General features: G+C 58.7%; 17 protein-coding genes and 1 pseudogene. 5 read left to right on the top strand and 13 right to left on the bottom strand.

From position 1 onward, the window contains the following. The 6 genes and pseudogenes from AAAB35_RS29500 to ybgC form a co-directional block, all read right to left on the bottom strand. Positions 1-122: pseudogene (locus AAAB35_RS29500) on the bottom strand (peptidoglycan-associated lipoprotein); the annotation flags it as partial. A 233-nt stretch (positions 123-355) separates the two neighbouring features. Continuing rightward, positions 356-1,672 carry a Tol-Pal system beta propeller repeat protein TolB gene (tolB, locus tag AAAB35_RS29495; protein ID WP_340671884.1) on the bottom strand — a complete coding sequence of 439 codons (1,317 nt, stop codon included), beginning with the start codon at positions 1,670-1,672 and terminating at the stop codon, positions 356-358. 38 nt (positions 1,673-1,710) lie between these two features. Further along, on the bottom strand, positions 1,711-2,772 hold the full coding sequence (locus tag AAAB35_RS29490) for a hypothetical protein (protein WP_340671882.1): 1,062 nt from the start codon (positions 2,770-2,772) through the stop codon (positions 1,711-1,713). Positions 2,773-2,777: 5 nt separating this feature from the next. Continuing rightward, the gene (gene tolR, locus AAAB35_RS29485; protein ID WP_340671881.1) at positions 2,778-3,230 is read right to left on the bottom strand and encodes a protein TolR; all 453 of its coding nucleotides are present in this window, start codon (positions 3,228-3,230) and stop codon (positions 2,778-2,780) included. 45 nt (positions 3,231-3,275) lie between these two features. Further along, positions 3,276-3,983 carry a protein TolQ gene (gene tolQ / locus AAAB35_RS29480; RefSeq protein WP_340671880.1) on the bottom strand — a complete coding sequence of 236 codons (708 nt, stop codon included), beginning with the start codon at positions 3,981-3,983 and terminating at the stop codon, positions 3,276-3,278. 244 nt (positions 3,984-4,227) lie between these two features. Continuing rightward, positions 4,228-4,692 (bottom strand): tol-pal system-associated acyl-CoA thioesterase, encoded by a 465-nt coding sequence (ybgC, locus tag AAAB35_RS29475; RefSeq protein WP_340671879.1) that lies wholly within the window; start codon positions 4,690-4,692, stop codon positions 4,228-4,230. Here ybgC and AAAB35_RS29470 point away from each other — a divergent pair. Beyond that, complete coding sequence (locus AAAB35_RS29470) at positions 4,679-5,992, top strand: cellulase family glycosylhydrolase (RefSeq protein WP_340671878.1); 1,314 nt, start codon at positions 4,679-4,681, stop codon at positions 5,990-5,992. The two genes, ybgC and AAAB35_RS29470, sit on opposite strands and share 14 nt — an antisense overlap. 3 nt (positions 5,993-5,995) lie before the next feature. On the opposite strand, the gene ruvB is transcribed toward AAAB35_RS29470, so the two are convergent. From ruvB to AAAB35_RS29450, 4 genes are all read right to left on the bottom strand, one after another. Next, positions 5,996-7,036, bottom strand: coding sequence for a Holliday junction branch migration DNA helicase RuvB (gene ruvB, locus AAAB35_RS29465; RefSeq protein ID WP_340671877.1), 1,041 nt, complete (start codon positions 7,034-7,036; stop codon positions 5,996-5,998). A gap of 40 nt (positions 7,037-7,076) precedes the next feature. After that, the gene (ruvA, locus tag AAAB35_RS29460) at positions 7,077-7,694 is read right to left on the bottom strand and encodes a Holliday junction branch migration protein RuvA (protein ID WP_340671876.1); all 618 of its coding nucleotides are present in this window, start codon (positions 7,692-7,694) and stop codon (positions 7,077-7,079) included. Beyond that, positions 7,691-8,218: a crossover junction endodeoxyribonuclease RuvC gene (gene ruvC / locus AAAB35_RS29455; RefSeq protein WP_340671875.1), complete on the bottom strand. Its 528-nt coding sequence runs from the start codon at positions 8,216-8,218 to the stop codon at positions 7,691-7,693. The genes ruvA and ruvC overlap by 4 nt, the downstream gene beginning before the upstream one ends. 91 nt (positions 8,219-8,309) lie before the next feature. Further along, positions 8,310-8,837: a DUF1465 family protein gene (locus tag AAAB35_RS29450; protein WP_340671874.1), complete on the bottom strand. Its 528-nt coding sequence runs from the start codon at positions 8,835-8,837 to the stop codon at positions 8,310-8,312. Between the two features lie 588 nt (positions 8,838-9,425). Here AAAB35_RS29450 and AAAB35_RS29445 point away from each other — a divergent pair. Next, positions 9,426-9,857, top strand: coding sequence for a hypothetical protein (locus AAAB35_RS29445; RefSeq protein WP_340671873.1), 432 nt, complete (start codon positions 9,426-9,428; stop codon positions 9,855-9,857). A gap of 162 nt (positions 9,858-10,019) precedes the next feature. Here AAAB35_RS29445 and AAAB35_RS29440 read toward each other — a convergent pair whose 3' ends face one another. The 3 genes from AAAB35_RS29440 to AAAB35_RS29430 form a co-directional block, all read right to left on the bottom strand. Further along, positions 10,020-11,660, bottom strand: a complete 1,641-nt coding sequence (locus AAAB35_RS29440; protein ID WP_340671872.1) for an acyl-CoA synthetase — start codon at positions 11,658-11,660, stop codon at positions 10,020-10,022. Positions 11,661-11,827: 167 nt separating this feature from the next. Continuing rightward, the gene (gene opgC, locus AAAB35_RS29435) at positions 11,828-12,991 is read right to left on the bottom strand and encodes an OpgC domain-containing protein (protein WP_340671871.1); all 1,164 of its coding nucleotides are present in this window, start codon (positions 12,989-12,991) and stop codon (positions 11,828-11,830) included. 135 nt (positions 12,992-13,126) lie between these two features. Next, a complete protein-coding gene (locus AAAB35_RS29430; protein WP_340671869.1) occupies positions 13,127-13,894 on the bottom strand; it encodes a sulfite exporter TauE/SafE family protein in 768 nt (255 codons plus the stop codon). Positions 13,895-14,132: 238 nt separating this feature from the next. Here AAAB35_RS29430 and AAAB35_RS29425 point away from each other — a divergent pair, with 238 nt between their 5' ends. The 3 genes from AAAB35_RS29425 (at position 14,133) to AAAB35_RS29415 (ending at position 17,123) form a co-directional block, all read left to right on the top strand. Beyond that, positions 14,133-14,789, top strand: coding sequence for a thiamine phosphate synthase (locus AAAB35_RS29425; protein WP_340671867.1), 657 nt, complete (start codon positions 14,133-14,135; stop codon positions 14,787-14,789). A gap of 5 nt (positions 14,790-14,794) precedes the next feature. Further along, positions 14,795-15,877 (top strand): tetratricopeptide repeat protein, encoded by a 1,083-nt coding sequence (locus AAAB35_RS29420; RefSeq protein ID WP_340671866.1) that lies wholly within the window; start codon positions 14,795-14,797, stop codon positions 15,875-15,877. Positions 15,878-15,956: 79 nt separating this feature from the next. Beyond that, positions 15,957-17,123 (top strand): M20 aminoacylase family protein, encoded by a 1,167-nt coding sequence (locus tag AAAB35_RS29415; protein ID WP_340671865.1) that lies wholly within the window; start codon positions 15,957-15,959, stop codon positions 17,121-17,123. Positions 17,124-17,180 lie beyond the last annotated feature (57 nt).

Raw genomic sequence — 17,180 nt, 5'->3', positions numbered from 1 at the left:
GCAAGGCCAAGGTCGCCGGCGCTGTTGGGCATGTTTTTCTTCGAGGCGCAACCCGCAATGGCGAGAGACATGAACAGTGCAACGACAACTGGACTGCGTGCGATCATTTCGAACCGGCGCATGGCCTGGACTCCTTAAGAACTGAATTGTTTCGGTGAACAAGCAGTAACCATATTGAGGTTAAGGCCAGTTCAAGAAACAGGGTTAATCCCCTCTTAAAACCAGGATTAACGGCGAATCGAAAGCGTGTTTGCGTACCCTTAATGCAAACAATGCGGCGGAAAAACGACATTCGCGGCGAATGTCAGGCAACACTCCCGCGAATGCACAGATCGAATTTTGATGGGCGGTCCAGCTATTCGAGCAGCGGCGACCAGGCCGGATCGGACGATAGGTTCGGCGTCTGGATCTGGCGTATATTGCGCCCCGTCAGGTCGACGGTCATCAGATGCGGGCTGTTCGAGCCGGGCGGCTGACGGAAGAACATCAGGACACGGCCGTTCGGCGCCCAGGTCGGGCCCTCATCGTGATAGCCGCTCGAAAGAATGCGCTCACCGGAGCCGTCGGTCTTCATCACGCCGATGGAGAACTCACCGCCCGATTGCTTGGTGAAGGCGATGAGATCGCCGCGCGGTGACCAGACCGGCGTCGAATAGGATCCGTCGCCGAAGGAGATTCGCTGTGGATTCGAGCCATCAGCGCCCATCTTGTAGATTTGCGGACGGCCGCCCCGATCAGACTCGAACACCACCTGCGTGCCATCCGGCGAATAGGAAGCGCCTGTGTCGATCGCGGACGTGCTGGTCAGGCGCGTCGTGGTACGGCTGCGCAGATCCATCGTATAGATGTTGGCGCTGCCGTCTTCCTGCAGGAGGCTCATGACGACTTTCTGCCCGTCAGGCGAAAAGCGCGGTGCGATCGTCATCCCGGGGAAATTGCCGACAAGCTCACGCTGGCCCGTTTCAAGCTGCAGCAGGTAAATCTGCGGCTTGCCCCCTTCGAAGGACATGTAGGTGATTTCCTGACGGCTCGGCGAGAAGCGCGGCGTCAGAACGAGGTCCTTGCCATTGGTGAGGTAGCGGGTGTTCGCGCCGTCCTGGTCCATGATGGCGAGACGCTTGACACGCTTTTCCTTGGTACCGGATTCGTCGACATAGACGACACGGGTATCGAAATAGCCGTCTTCACCGGTCAATTCCTTGTAGATCGCATCGGCGATGATATGGGCAACACGACGCCAGCTTTCCGGCGATGTGAAGAACTGCTGACCAATCAATTGCTTGCCTGCGAACGTATCCCACAGGCGGAATTCTGCCTTCAGCCTGCCATCACCCTGTTTGGTGACACGGCCGGTGACGAGAGCCTGGGCATTGATTACTTTCCAGTCCTCGAACCGGGGCGCAGCATCGGGATTGGAAATCTTCTCGATGAAGGCGCCCTTGTCGATCGGGGCGAAAAGGCCGGACCGCTCAAGGTCGGCAGCAATCACGCCGGAAATATTGGTCCCGAGCTGATCACCGGAGAGAAAATCTGTAATCGCGATAGGCATGGGTTCGACCACGCCCTTGGTGATATCGAGTTTGAGCTGCGCGCGCGCTGGAAGCGTCGCTACAGCCAACATTGCGATGATCATCGCGAAAGCGGAAAGAATTGTCCGGGTCGTTCTTAGCATAAGTTCAGGGCCCTCTTTTGGCTGGCCAATTGTCATCTTCAAGTCGTGCCTGGATAGAAAGTCAGTTCGACGTCTTTCCAGGTGTCATATTTGTCCTGCGGCAGATTGAATGGCACTGAGCGCATCACGGCGCGCAAGGCACTACTTTTGATTGCATTCAGAAGGCCGGGTTCGCCACCGCTGCCGCTCACTTCCGGGGTACCTTCGATCTCGCCGCTCGGCGTGAGCTTGAACGAGACGATGATCTTCATATCCGGATATTCCTCGGCGCCGACCGGCTTGTTCCAGTTGCCCTCTATCGCGCTTCGCAGAGCATCCATTTCACTCTGGCTGAGCTTGGAACCACCGGTTGCCTTTTCCGCGCCAAGGGAGGCCCGATCTGACGAACGCTTCGCACCGCCGGCAGAAGGCTTCTGGTTGTTCAGTAACTCTGCAACCTCGTCGGCAATGCCCTTTTCCTTGGAGGGTTTGGCCGCTGTCTGCGTCTGCTTAGGCTTTTCGGGTTCCTTGCGCTCCGGCGTCTTCGCCGTCTGCGCCGGAGGGGTGGGCTTCGATTCCGGCTTGGCCACGTTTTCAGGCAGCTTGAAGGTTTCTTCCTGCGGCGCCGGATCGGGCTTCGCTTCTGTGATCGCCTCAGCCACCGGATCGGGCTTGACCTCCTGCTTGGGCGCAGGCTCCGGCTTTACCTCCGTGGCAGGAACGGGCTCAGGCTTCGGCTCGGGCTTTACCTCAGGCTTGGGTTCAGGCTGCGGTTCCGGCTTGGCAACCGGTGCTTCCGAGGGTTTCGGCGCTTGCGCGGATTCGACGGGCTTCGGTTTGGTTTCAGGTACCGGCTTCGTCTTGGTGTCGACGTCACTGTCGCCGGTATTCTGGGCATCGAGCTGCGTCTGCGGCTTCTCCGTGGGCTTCGGCGCGGCCTTCTCGGCCTTCGGCGCCTTCTTGTCACCCTGCTGGAGCTGGGTGATGGATTCGACGGGAACGATATCGATAGGCATGGACTCGACGTCCGCGACCATTGGGGCGGGCGCAGAAAACGTCAGCAGCCCCCAGCCAAGGATGGCGGCATGAATAACAGCAGAGGATACGACACTGCCCTTCATTTCGCTCAGCTATCCTGCTCCTGTAGACTGACCAGACCAATGTTCTTGAATCCGGCCGAGGAAATGCGCGCCATGACCTTCATGACCGCGCCATAATCAGCAGTCTTGTCACCGCGAACGAAAATTCGCTCGTTATAGCCGGTCTTGGCGATTGCCTGCAGTTTTGGCACAATTTCCTCGATGGGAATTTCCGAGTCCTCGATAAAGATCTGTCCCTGCTGGTTGACCGAAATGGTGATCGGCTTCGTATCAGTATCCAGCGCCTTGGCCTGCGTGTCCGGCAGATCGATCGGCACACCGACCGTCATGAGCGGCGCAGCGACCATGAAGATGATCAGGAGAACCAGCATCACGTCGACCAGCGGCGTGACGTTGATCTCGCTCATCAGCGCCTTGCTGGCCCGTCCACGGCGCCGGCGTCCGCCCGAAGACCCATTGTTTCCCATCGACATGCCCATGGCATCAATCTCGCTAGTTCAAATATCGGTTACTCGGGCGTCACTTTAGGTGCGCGGCAGCTTCTCATCGATTTGCCGCGAGAGTATGGCGGAAAACTCGTCGGCGAACCCCTCCATCCGCGCAGTCAGCTTGCCGGCGTCACTCGACAATTTGTTGTAGGCGATAACGGCAGGAATAGCGGCGACCAGACCGATTGCCGTAGCCAACAGTGCTTCGGCAATACCGGGGGCGACAACGGCGAGACTGGTTGACTTCGAACCGGCAATCGCCATGAACGAGGTCATGATACCGATGACCGTCCCGAAAAGACCGATGAAGGGGCCGGCCGAGCCAATCGTTGCAAGGAATGTCAGGCGCGCGGCGAGATAATCGCTTTCACGGGCGAGGGCGACGTCCATTGCCTTGTCGATACGCATTTGCAGTGCGATCGGCGAGCGGGCGCCCTTCTCGAACGACTTCTTCCATTCGCGCATGGCGGCGATGAAGATGGATCCCATGCCCGTCGTCCGCTTGTCGCCAAGATTGCGGTAGAGTTCTTCGAGTGACTGGCCCGACCAGAAGATCTGTTCGAAACGGTCGAAGGCACGTTTGGCGCGCCCAAATCCGAGGGCCTTGTCGATGATGATGGCCCATGTCCAGATGGACGCACCGAGAAGCCCGATCATCACAAGCTTGACGATAAATCCGGCTTGCCAGAACAGTCCCCAAAGCGAAGTATCCGATGCTTGAACGGCAACCGCTAAATTTTCCATAACCACAACCCTCGAATCCGAAAACCCGGCATGTTGACCGGGGCGCAATCGTCTCTCACTCCAGATGAGCCACGTTTATTGAGACCGGATTTTTCCAGTATCCACACCGCGGCTTCTCACGGTTAATTTTGGTAAAACGAAGGCGTTAACGCAAAACGCCCTGTTTGATGGCCTTATTCATGGTTTGTTATGGTTAAGGATCAGTTATGATTCAGGCCGATCGGCCATTTTAAATTATAAGAACCTACGATTGCGGCTTAAAGAGCTTGATCCATTCTGCGGGAAACCTTCGCGGACGGCCTGCGCCGTTGATAAGCGCTGCCTCCACCCTTGCCGCGATCAAGAGTTCATCACCGCGCTTGATGGACTGGGCCATGCGCACCCTCGCACCCGATATTTCCGCCGTATGCGTTTCCACCGTCAGAACATCGTCGATGCGCGCCGCCGAACGAAAGTCGATCTCCATGCGCCTTACCACCCAGACGATGCTTTCACCGAGCTTGCCGTCGGCAAGTTCCGAGTGGTGCACGCCGAGAAGACGCAGATAGTCGGTGCGTCCCCGTTCGAGAAATTCGAGGTAGCGGGCATGGTAGACGACCCCGGAGAAATCGGTGTCAGCATAGTAAACGCGGGCAAGAAGTCGGTGTCCGATATCGGTCAGTTCACCGGCGAGGTTGCCCGTTAAGGAAAGATCGTTGTTTTCACTCATGGTTCTTTTCTTTTGCCGGTTTGGCGGGCATTTTGTCCAGACCCAGATGGAGGACGTGAAAGAGTTGGCGTTTCGATTGTTTCACGTGCTTTTCGCATTTGCATGCCTGCTTGTCACGGTCGCAACGGCAGCGGCCACCACGTTCACGATGCAGCGCGGCGTCAACCTCGATCCATGGGTAACCTGGCCGCCTCCCGAGCGCTGGAACGATGAAGACATCCTCAGCAACTTCCCGGAATGGCGGCACAGTGCCAGCCTTGAAGATTTACAGGCGATCCGGAAGGCCGGTTTCGACTTCGTGCGCATGCCGGTTGATCCCGCGATCTTCCTTGAAGATGCATCCGAAGCGCGTATCACCAAGCTGATTGCCGGCACGCTCAAAGCGATCAGCATGCTCCACAAGGCCGGCCTCAAGGTCATTGTCGACCTGCATTCCATCCCGAGCGATCAGCGCAAGATCGGCACAAACCAGATTTTGGCCGATCCAGCACTCTTCGCCCGCTATCTCGAGCTCGTGGGCCGCCTTGGTCGTACCCTATCAATCACCGACCCTGCGCTCACGGCCTTTGAACCTTTCAATGAGCCGGTGGTGGACTGCGACCTAGCGGTCTATCCGAAATGGCCTGCATTGCTTCGGCAATTGCACACTGCGGCGCGCAAAGCACTGCCCAACCACACCTTGATCCTGACGGGTGGGTGCTGGGCCAGCGCATACGGTCTGATCCAGATCAACCCGACCGCCGTTGCCGACGACAATGTGATCTGGACCTTCCATTCCTACGAGCCTTACATTCTCACCCATCAGGGCGCCGGATGGACCGGCGACGCCATGGCCTATGTCGAGGGCTTGCCTTACCCGCCCGGTCGCCTTGGCGAGGCCCCCTTCGACGACGTTCTCAAGCAAGCGCGCCATCGCATCGAGACGCAGGCGCCGGAAGACAAGCGGCTGGCCCTGCTGAAAAACCTCGATGAAATGGCCGGTGGTGTCGCAGATGACGCCAAGGCGCTGGCGAGACTGAACGAGCCGTTTGATCAAGCAGACGTTTGGCGCCGGCAGTACAATATCGCGCCGGAACGCATCTACCTCGGCGAGTTCGGCATGATCCGTCAGGAATTTGGCAAGGATTTCCGCATGCCGCCCGAGTGGCGCGCAGCTTACATGAAAGACGTTGTTTCGGCGGCCCACAAGCGTGGCTTCCCCTGGTCTGTCTGGTCCTGGGGCGGTGCCTTCGGCATCACGCTTGCCGACGACAAGCGCGTGTTCGATCCGGTTATTCTCGATTCACTAAAGACCGAATGAGCCTTAGTCGTCGTCTTGAAAAAGGCTGATCTGCTGCTTGATCATCTCGGCAGGCGCGTTGAGACCAAGGTGTTTCCAGGCATTTGCAGTGAGCACACGCCCGCGCGGAGTGCGCTGGATGAAGCCCTGCTGGATGAGATAAGGCTCGATAATGTCCTCGATCGCGTCGCGCGGCTCCGAGAGCCCGGCAGCGATCGTCTCGATGCCCACCGGCCCGCCGCCGAAATTGTGGGCTATCATAGATAGGTAGCGACGATCGAGCTGATCGAGGCCGAGCGCATCCACTTCGAGCCGCAAGAGCGCTGAATCAGCCGTCTCGCGGTCGATCTTGTCCTTGCCGTCCACAATTGCGAAATCGCGTACGCGCCGCAGCAGCCGGCCGGCAATGCGCGGCGTACCTCTTGCTCGCCGGGCGACTTCGAGCGCGCCGTCATCGGTCATGCCGATGCCCATGATCCGCGCGCCGCGGCGTACGATATGTTCAAGCTCCTCGACCGTATAAAAGTTCAACCGGATGGGGATACCGAAGCGATCGCGCAGCGGCGTGGTCAAAAGGCCGAGCCGCGTCGTTGCCGCAACCAGCGTGAACTTGGCAAGGTCGATCTTGACGGAACGCGCCGCCGGTCCCTCGCCGATGATCAGGTCGAGCTGATAATCTTCCATTGCCGGATAGAGAATCTCCTCAACCGCAGGATTGAGGCGATGGATCTCGTCGATGAAAAGGACATCGTTCTCTTCGAGATTGGTAAGGAGCGCCGCAAGATCGCCTGCCTTGGCGATGACCGGGCCGGAGGTCGAGCGAAAGTTGACGCCGAGTTCCTTGGCCATGATCTGCGCGAGCGTGGTCTTGCCGAGGCCGGGCGGCCCCACGAACAGCACGTGGTCTAGCGCTTCGCCGCGAGACTTGGCCGCCTCGATGAAAACCTTCAGATTGGCACGTGCGGCAGCCTGCCCGACGAAGTCGGCAAGGGTTTGCGGCCGCAGCGAGGTATCAAGATCCTCGCCACGTTTGTCGGGTGAAATCAGACGGCTGGCATCGCTCATGCGCCTGTCCTCGCATAACCCGCTTCGTCAGACAATGGCATTAGCGCGACAGCTCCTTGAGGCCGAGCCGGATCAGCTTGGTCGAATCGGCCCCCTCGCCTGCCTCTTTCAACGCGGCGGCAACGGCATTGGCAGCCTGGTCGCGCGAATAACCGAGATTGGTGAGGGCCGAAACTGCATCGGCCACCGGGCGGGGCGCGACGCCTTCGCCGATTTCCTGCTTGAGACCGATCGTACCGCTCGCTTCGCCGGCGAACGCCGGCGCCTTGTTCTTGAGTTCGGTGACGATGCGCTCCGCGACACGCTTGCCGACGCCGGGCGCACGACTGACCATGGCGATGTCGCGCAGGGCAATCGCATTGGCGAGGTCCGACGGCGTCAGCACACCAAGAACACTCAGCGCTACCTTGGCACCGATCCCCTGCACGCTCTGCAGCAGGCGGAACCATTCCTGTTCGAGCGGCGAGGCAAATCCGAACAGCCGGATCATGTCTTCACGCACGTAGGTTTCGATGAAAAGCGTTACCGCCTCGCCCGCCGCCGGCAGGTTGGAAAGCGTTCGCGCCGAGCAGTAGGCGACATAGCCCACCCCATGCACGTCGATGATGACGTGATCCTCGCCGATTTCGTCTACCGTACCCTTTAGTTTGCCGATCATCCGAGCGCCGCCAATTTTTGTTCGATGGCTATGCGCCCGATTGCGCTTTGCCGGTGATGTGCGTGGCAGATGGCGACGGCCAGCGCATCGGCGGCATCGTCTGTATCGAACGTCGCCTTCGGCATCAGCACCTTTACCATCATGTGAATTTGCTGCTTTTCGCCGTGACCCACACCGATCACTGCCTTCTTGACGGCATTCGGGGCATACTCGGCAACCTGTAATCCTGCAAGCGCCGGAACGAGCAGCGCGATGCCGCGCGCTTGTCCGAGCTTGAGAGTCGCCGTCGCGTCCTTGTTCACGAACGTATGCTCCACGGCCGATTCATTCGGCATGAGTTGATGAATTACGGCGGCAAGTCCGTCATGCAACTGGCACAGTCGCGAGGCCAGATCGAGCTTCGCATCGGAAAGGATGGTGCCTGAAGCGACGAAGCGCAACGAATTGCCTAGCGTTTCGATGATGCCCCAGCCGGTCCGCCGGAGACCTGGATCAATACCGATGATTCGAATCGCTTCTTTCATGTCGAGGACCTTACCTATCTGCCGCACATGTTGACAGTAGAAAGGTGAACAAAAGCGAAACGAAACTGTTTATGATTTCCGAAGGTTTGGCTCAACGATGGCCAAAGGCCGTGGCCAGCAGCGTGATCTGGTCCGAGACCGGATTTGCTGAGAAGAGCGGTCGCTCCTCGACGCGTTCATTGTAAATCTCATCATCCATCTGCCGGACACGAGCCTGCAACCGCAACGAACGGTGAACGATATCGCAATATGAAAGCGGGATCTCATCCCAGCCGGCTACGCTTTCCGGTGCCGAATCGGTATCGAGGCGCACCTTGGCCTTTTCCGACAGCACCTGATCGGGCGTCATCTCGCCGCTGCGGGATGCACGTTGTAGCAGCAGCCACGATGCGACCTGCATCAGCCGTGTGGTCAGGCGCATCGACTCGGCGGCATAGAGCGTGGCCGCAATGCGGGAAAGCCGCCTTGCTGCGGCGCGTCCCTCGCCATCGAGATAGGAAGCGGCTTCTTCCACAAGACTCATGCCTTCATCATAAAGGTGATTGAAGCTTTCCGACCGAACCATGCGCTCCGCAAGCCGTATCGTGTTGTCCACGTGGAATTCCTGTTCAGCCATCATATGCCCTGGTACCAATGCGCTGCCGCGAACCGAATCTTGCCAAAGCTGTGCACCCTTACTGAAACAGCAAGCGGGACACCACAACGGTCGACGGGCAGTATTCCCCAGCAACCTGCCTGCATACTCACATCAGCGCAAGTTTATCCTTAATAAAGGGTTAACGGCAGGGTCAGGCCAAAGATATGAACATAAAAAAAGAGCCGCAAAACATGGCGGCTCTCAGGAGTCTAACAGGGAGGCGTCAAACAAAGTGGCCAAACCACTTGGTAAGAATCCAGAAAACTGGATGATCAATTTATAGATTGTAATGCTTAACGACTCGTTAACGCCGACAATAAAGTTGGGCGGAATGCGCGCCCGAAGCTGATGGCGCCGATGGATCCTCAGTCTAGCCCGAGGGATCCACACCTCGCACCGAAGACGACCCTGCCTCACCGCCGCCCGAGATTCTCTGGGGTCCAAACTCATAGCAAGCCGGCGCCGGCGAGACAGACGGCAACCCCGCCCCAGATTCAAAGCAAGCGAATTGCTGGGAGGCGAGAAAGCGAGTAGAATTTTTTGCATTAATTCGACCATAAGGAGCAGGCAATGAGCAGACTGTTTATCCTGTCCGCTGGTGCCATCCTGGCACTGACATCCGTGGCGTCCGCTGCACCAGCCATGCAACCGCTCAAGATCTCTAAGGAATGCAGCCAGTACACCGGCGATACCCCGAGCTTTTGCACCATTACGGAATCGAACTTCGCGGCGATCCCGGCGGGCACCAAAATCTTATATTATGGGCCGGTGACCGGCAGTCCCCTTTTTAGCAGCAGCACGGCGGTCATTGCCGTCGGAAACGGAGACTCGGCGGTCGGGTACTGCGTCGTCTACGACACGGCCAGCCCCCCGCTCGGAACCTGTGCGTTCCATGCCGGCAGCGGGACGCTCGCCGGATTCCAGGCGGTCGTCAAGGTCACGGTCGACGACAAGCAGATCTGGCACGGGGAGGGAGGCTACCTGCTTGGCGCCGCCAAGTGAGAACGAAAGAAATGCTGTTCGCATCTGGCTGTTTTACGTGAATTCCTGCCCTGACTTATAACCATTAGGTGACAGTGGCGGCAGACGGCCGCATCTGTGATCTCCGTTTTTGCAGACCGTGAATCATAAAACCGCCGTCAACGGGATCCCCTTTAGGGGACATTAAAGTGCCTTTGCCCGCTTGCGCAATTCGAACTTCTGGATCTTGCCGGTCGACGTCTTCGGGATCGGTTCGAAAAGTACGTTGCGGGGACATTTGAACTTTGCAAGCAGCGAGCGGCAATGGGCGACAAGCTCGGCTTCGCTGGCCTCGTACCCCGGCTTCAGTTCAACAAAGGCGAGCGGTGTCTCGCCCCATTTATCGTCGGGCCTTGCAACGACCGCACAGGCGCTGACCGCGGGGAACTTGTAAAGCGCATCCTCGACCTCGATGGAAGAAATGTTCTCGCCGCCCGAAATGATGATGTCCTTGGATCGGTCCTTCAACTGAATATAGCCGTCTGGATGCATGACGCCGAGATCGCCCGAATGGAACCAGCCGCCGGCGAAAGCCTCGTCGCTGGCCGGACGGTTCTTGAGGTAGCCCTTCATGACGATGTTGCCACGAAACATGACCTCGCCGATGGTTTCTCCGTCGTGCGGCACCGGCTGCATGGTCTCCGGGTCGAGGATCGCAAGATCGTCTAGCGCCGCATAGCGGACGCCCTGCCGCGCTTTTTTGGCAGTACGCGCCGCCACCTCCAGCGCATCCCATTCGTCCTGCCACTCATTGACCACGGCCGGGCCGTAAGTCTCCGTCAAGCCATAGAGGTGGGTAATGGCAAAGCCGGCCTCGGCCATCCCCGCCAGGATAGATTCCGGCGGCGGGGCAGCTGCGGTGTTGAACGTGACTATTTGGGGAAATGAACGCTTGTCTTCCTCCTTCGCGTGGATCAGCGTCGACATCACAATGGGAGCACCGCAGAGATGGGTGACGCCATAATCGGCGATTGCATCGTACACCTGCTTGGCGCGCACCCAGCGCAGGCAGATATGTGTGCCGAACTGGAGCGCCAGCGTCCAGGGAAAGCACCAGCCGTTGCAGTGGAACATCGGCAGTGTCCAGAGATAGACCGGATAGCGCCCCATGCCCGATGCAATGATATTGCCATAGCCCATCAGCGCGGCGCCGCGATGGTGATAGACGACACCTTTCGGGTTGCCGGTGGTGCCGGATGTATAGTTGAGCGTTATTGCATCCCATTCGTCATCTGGCTTCGACCATGCAAACTCCGGATCGCCAGAAGCCACGAAGGCATCATAATCGATCTCGCCGAACGGGGAGCCCTGCGGATAGGGCGCATCCGCCGGGTACTGGTCATCAACGAAATCGATCACCTTGGGCCTGACCTTGGCGAGTTGCAGCGCCTCGCGGAATACCGCAGCAAATTCAGAATCAACAATGGCGACCTTGGTTTCGGCATGATCAAGCTGGAATGCGATCACCGCAGCATCGAGGCGTGTATTGAGCGAATGCAGCACAGCCTGCGTCATGGGTACGCCGAAATGAGCTTCAAGCATGGGCGGCGTGTTGGAAAGCATGACGCTCACCGTATCACCCTTGCCTATGCCAAGCCGCGAAAGGGCTGAAGCCAGTTGGCGCGCGCGCCGGTAGAATGTGCCGTAATCGGTGCGCTGGTCACCATGAACGATGGCCGGCCGACCAGGATAAACCCGCGCCGCTCTCTCAAGAAAGGAAATCGGCGTCAGCGGCTGATGATTTGCCGCGTTCCGCTCAAGGTCACGATCGAAGATTCCGCCCATCAACGCCTCCCAACGCGACAGCTTCCCGAACTTACGGCTATTGCCGTTGTTCAAGCTACAGCTTTTTTGTGGGTGGAGAAAGAAAACGCTGGGAGGGCGCAATGCATCCCGGGCTAACCGAGAATGCACGGAACACTGGCGTTAGGCGGAGCGCGCGGCTGCCGGCTTCATACCACGGCGACCGGTTTGCCGGCCACCACGGGCTTGGCCTTCTCCGCCTTCTGCACCGGGCGTCCGCCCCAACCGAGGCGCGGCAGCCACTCGAGATAATAGGCGAGCGCGAACTGTGCCATGATGCCACTCGCAATCAGGAGCGTATCGTCAAGAATACCGCCGGGGTTCATCACCTTCACGACCTGCGCCACCATTGCAAGGATCGTGCCCGCGACGAATATAGGCAAGGAATGCTTGCCGAGAATGGCCAAAGGATGATCCACCGAGGTGCGCGCGAGGTTCGAGATCGCCGGGACTGACACGATAACATAGGCAAGGGCAAGGACGTGCGCGAGACGGGTCAGCGACAAGAACGTCTTGTCGAAGCCGGTGACGACCATGGGCAGGCCAAGCGAGGTATCGATACCCCAGAGAGGCCAGCGAACCCAGACCAGCGCAATCAGAATGTAGGCGACCGACAAGCCGAACAGACACTTGTTGAAGGCGATCGTCCCGCCACGGCGCACATGCATGACACCGGCCATGCCGATGACGAACAGGAACTGCCACGACAGGGGGTTAAGGAACCACACGCCATCAGTAGGGTAGTTAGGCGGGGCAATCTGGTAAACGCCCGACACCAGCCATAGGGCCCCTGAGAGCCCGATGAGGAGGGTAAGGCTGAATTGACCGATCGCCAGGAAAACCGGCAGCATCAGCAGCAACACGCCATACATCGACAAAATATTGTTGTAGCCAAGCTGGTGACCCATGGTTGCAAGCCCGATCAGGGCCTTTGCCGGCTGATCCATGAGCGGGCCGATATTGATGAACGACATGAATTCGGGACGCTTAAGATAGAGACCGGCGGCGCAGAAAATAGCGAGCGTCGCGATCGTCGTCAGAATGTGCGTGCTATAGAGAGTTGCCGCCCTGCGCCACGCCTTGAGCGTCATCAGGAAGCGGCTGCCTGGTTCAAACTTCGAGCCATAGGCAAGGCCGACCGCGATGCCCGAAATCAGCACGAAAGCCTCAGCCGAGTCGGAAAACCCGAAGTTCTTATGCGTGAGATTTTCATAAACAGTGCCTGGCACGTGATTGATGAAAATCGTCAACAGCGCCAATGCTCTGAAAACGTCGATACGGGTATCCCGCTGTTTCAGCTGAATGTGTGTCATGGCTTTCCCGTATTCCGTTATGCAAAATTGAATTCACACACACCGTGTAGTGGCGCGATTCGACCATCTGAATGTGGTTGGTAATGTTGACATAGGGCAAAAGTTGCGTTTCGGCCGATCAACTTTCGTTGAAAATTATAACAAACTGACCACTCCGTCATAGGTCAGTTTCAAGCCCATCAGCAGAATCATGGCATACATGAAGGGGTAGAAGACCTCTGGCCGCATGCGCTTCACGATCCAGGCGCCGGCGAAAGTTGCAAGCGGTGCGAGCGGCAAGAGAACCGCAGAAGCCCTGAGATTAGCGGTATCAAATTGGCCGAGCGCGAAATAGGGAACGACCTTCACAGCATTCACGATGGCGAAGAATATGACGCTGGTTCCATTGTAGATTTTCGGATCCTGGCGAAGCGGCAAGGCGTAAACCTGATAGGGCGGACCGCCCGCATGAGCGACAAAACTTGTGAAGCCGGCCAGTGTTGACCACAGCGTCGCGCTTGCCGCGTTGTGCGGTCGCGCCGTCGCCCGCTTCGCCGCACTTGCGAGCACATAGCGGGCGAAAAAGATGATCGCGATGGCCCCGACGATCAGCTTGACCATATCGTCCGTGACGATTGAAGCCGTAAGCCAGCCGATACCAATTCCAAGGAACGCCCCCGGCAACATGAGTTTCAGCGTCTGGTTGTCGCGATAGCCGCGCCATGACCACAGACTCGCGATATCCATGACGATAAGGATCGGCAGCATGATCGCCGCCGCCTGAACAGGCGGCATCACAAGAGCCATCAAAGGCACGCCGACCTGGCCCATTGCGCCACCAAGTCCGCCCTTGGACAGCCCGATCAGGATCGTGGCCGGAATGGCGGCAGCATAGAACCATGGGTTCATCAGAAGGTCGGGCATGTCAGGAAATCCGGCGGATGGGAATGTATTGTCTAACGCCGCGCGCGGCGCTTGAAAAATGATTTTTGGAATTGTGCCCCGATTTGATACACAGAAGCTGAACACACGAAATGGGAGCACCCGCTATTTCAAGGGAGGACTATTCAAACCAGCCGCCATCCTCTATGCCCAAATTCCATCACGAGCACCCGGTCTATGGGGGCGCCCAATTCATTCGAGAACGAAATAGGTTGCAGCCATGAATACCAAAACAACACCCGAACGCTGCCGAATCGTTCTGATCGCACCGCCAGCGGCAAGCGGCGAAGAACTCGTCAGTCGTCTTGGCGCAGCACTTTCTGGCGGTGATGTGGCCTCGGTGCTGCTCCCGCCCTACGATACCGAGGCGACGCAATTCCAGGCGCTTGCGGAGGCAGCGGTTCCGATCATCCAGGAAGCAGGCGTTGCCGCAATCATCGTCGGCAACACGCAGATTGCGGGACGTGTGAAGGCCGACGGCCTCCACATCGAAGGCGCGACCACTGCAATCGCCGATGCGGTTTCCCGCTTTTCCCCGAAGCTGATCGTCGGTACCGGCAACATCAAGAACCGCCATACGGCGCTGGAGATCGGCGAGGCTCAGCCCGACTACGTTCTCTTTGGCAAGATAGGCGCCGACACCAAACCGGAGGCGCATCCGCGCAATGTTGAGCTTGCCGACTGGTGGGCCGCGATGATCGAGATTCCCTGCATCATCCAGGCGGGCAACACGCTTGAAAGCATCCCTGACGCGGTATCGACGGGCGCAGAGTTCATCGCCCTTGGTGCCGCCATATTTGACGCAAACAACCCGGAATCGGCGATCAGGGAAGCGAACAGGCTTCTCGACCAGTACGCGCCGAGATTCGAGGAATGAGATTGATGGGAGCAAGGTCAGCAAACCTTATCCGGGCTGTCGCGGCGCTTGCATTTTGCGGCATGGTCACCGGCGCACTGGCCCAGTCCGCGCAGCCGGAACCGCCCGCGGCGGACGTCGCACAACCTTCCCCTGTCGACCCCAAGCCGGCGCCCCTGCAACAGGAACTGGGTGCACCTGTAACGTCAACCAAGCAGGATCGGCCAAAATCGGAAGGAGATACCAAAACCGACCCGGTCAATCCGACACGGTTCGGTCGGGCTCCAGCCGACGAAGCTTTCGGCGCCTATCAGCGCGGGCTGTACAAGACGGCCTATAACCTTGCCCTACCGCGGGCCGAGGCTGGCGACAGCGCCGCGCAGGTGCTTCTCGCCGAAATCCTGGCGCGCGGCCTTGGTATGCCGGTCAACATGGCCGAATCGGCCAAATGGTACGGTAAGGCCGCCGACCAGGGTGTGCCCGAAGCACAATTCCGCTATGCGGGCATTCTTCTCCAGGGCAAATATGTCCCGAAGGATGCCAAGAAGGCGAAGGCATTGACGAAGGCGGCGGCCGACAAGGGGAATGCGGCGGCCCAGTTCAACTACGGGCAGATCCTCATGCAGGAACATCCTGGAGCCGCTGGCGTCGAAAACGCCTATCCCTGGTTCCAGAAGGCCGCTGACAAGGGCCTTGCCGATGGAGAATATGCGGTGAGCCAGGTCTTCGCCAATGGCACGCCGACGATCCCTCGGGACATGGCCAAGGCGCGTGAATATCTCATAAAGGCAGCAGTCAAAGGTTACGATACGGCACAACTCGACCTCGGAAGCTGGCTGGTCGCCGGACTTGGTGGTCCGCACGAGTACAAGGCAGGCTTCGGCTGGATGCTGCGGGCGGCCACCGGAGGCAATGTGGCGGCGCAGGCCCGGCTTGCCAAGCTCTATCGCGATGGCATCGGCGTCGAGGGCGACTTCATCAAGGCTGCAGCCTGGTACATCGTCGCAAAGCGTGCCGGGCTCAACGATCCCGATCTTGAATCCTTCATGGATGGTCTCGACGATGACCAGAAGAACCAGGCGATCGCCGAAGCCAACAAGCTGCAATGAATGATTCCGTGCGTTGACGGATCGTACATGCCGGTCGTAGCTTCGCTCCATCCGCACAAGCAAGCGATGGGAATTCGAAATGCCCCTGATCAACCGAGCTCATGAAATGCAACAACACGTCGCCGAGTGGCGCCGGCACCTGCATGAAAATCCGGAAATTCTTTACGACGTGCATGAGACCTCGCGATTTGTCGCTGAAAAGCTGCGCACGTTCGGCTGTGACGCGGTCGAGACCGGTATAGGCCAGACGGGTGTTGTCGGCATCATCCGCGGACGCCACGGCGATGGACCAGTGCTGGGATTCCGCGCCGACATGGACGCGCTCCCGATCGCCGAGGAGAGCGGCAAGCCGTGGGCATCAAAGACACCGGGCAAGATGCATGCCTGCGGCCACGACGGTCACACCGCCATGCTGCTTGGCGCCGCGCAGCACCTTGCCGAAACGCGCAATTTCAAGGGCACAATCGCCGTGATCTTCCAGCCGGCCGAAGAAGGTGGCGCTGGTGCCCGTGCGATGATCGAGGATGGCATGATGGACCGTTTCGACATCCGCGAGGTCTATGGCATGCACAATGCGCCGGGGCTCCCCCTCGGCGAATTTGCCACGCGCAAAGGCTCGATCATGGCGGCGACGAACGAGTTCGAGATTACCGTCACAGGGCGCAGCAGCCACGCGGCGAAACCCCAATCGGCGATCGACCCCGTGCTGATCGCCGCCCACATCGTGATCGCGCTGCAATCGATCGTCTCGCGCGAGACCGATCCATTGAAGGCACTGGTTGTCTCCGTAACGCAGCTCAATGGCGGCGGCGATGCCACCAATGTCATCCCCGATCGCGTCAAACTCGGTGGCACGGTGCGCACGCTCGTGCCGGAAATTCGCGAGCTCGCCAAGAAGCGCGTGACCGAGATCGCGGAAGCAACGGCCGCAGTCTTCGGCGGGAAAGCGGATGTGGTCTACCAGGACGGCTATCCGGTAACCTTCAACCACGACCGCGAGACCGAATTCGCAGTCGGCATTGCCGCGTCCATCGTTGGCGCATCGGCCGTCAATAGCGATATGCCGCCGGTCATGGGCGCTGAGGATTTCTCCTACATGCTGGAAAGCCGTCCAGGCGCTTTCGTCTTCATTGGCAATGGCGACACGCCGTACCTGCATAATTCAGCCTACGATTTCAACGACGATGCCATTCCCTATGGCATCAGCTATTGGGTTGCGCTGGCCGAAACCGCGCTGGCCGCCTGAAGGCTGACCAATAAGATAGGACGCATACAGCAGCAGTTTGCGCCCTATCTCTTGCCT

The sequence above is a fragment of the Phyllobacterium sp. genome (genome assembly GCF_037994425.1).
Classification (GTDB): domain Bacteria; phylum Pseudomonadota; class Alphaproteobacteria; order Rhizobiales; family Rhizobiaceae; genus Phyllobacterium.
The sequence above is the reverse complement of the archived record's forward strand: the minus strand, read 5'-3'. Positions and strand labels throughout refer to the sequence as shown.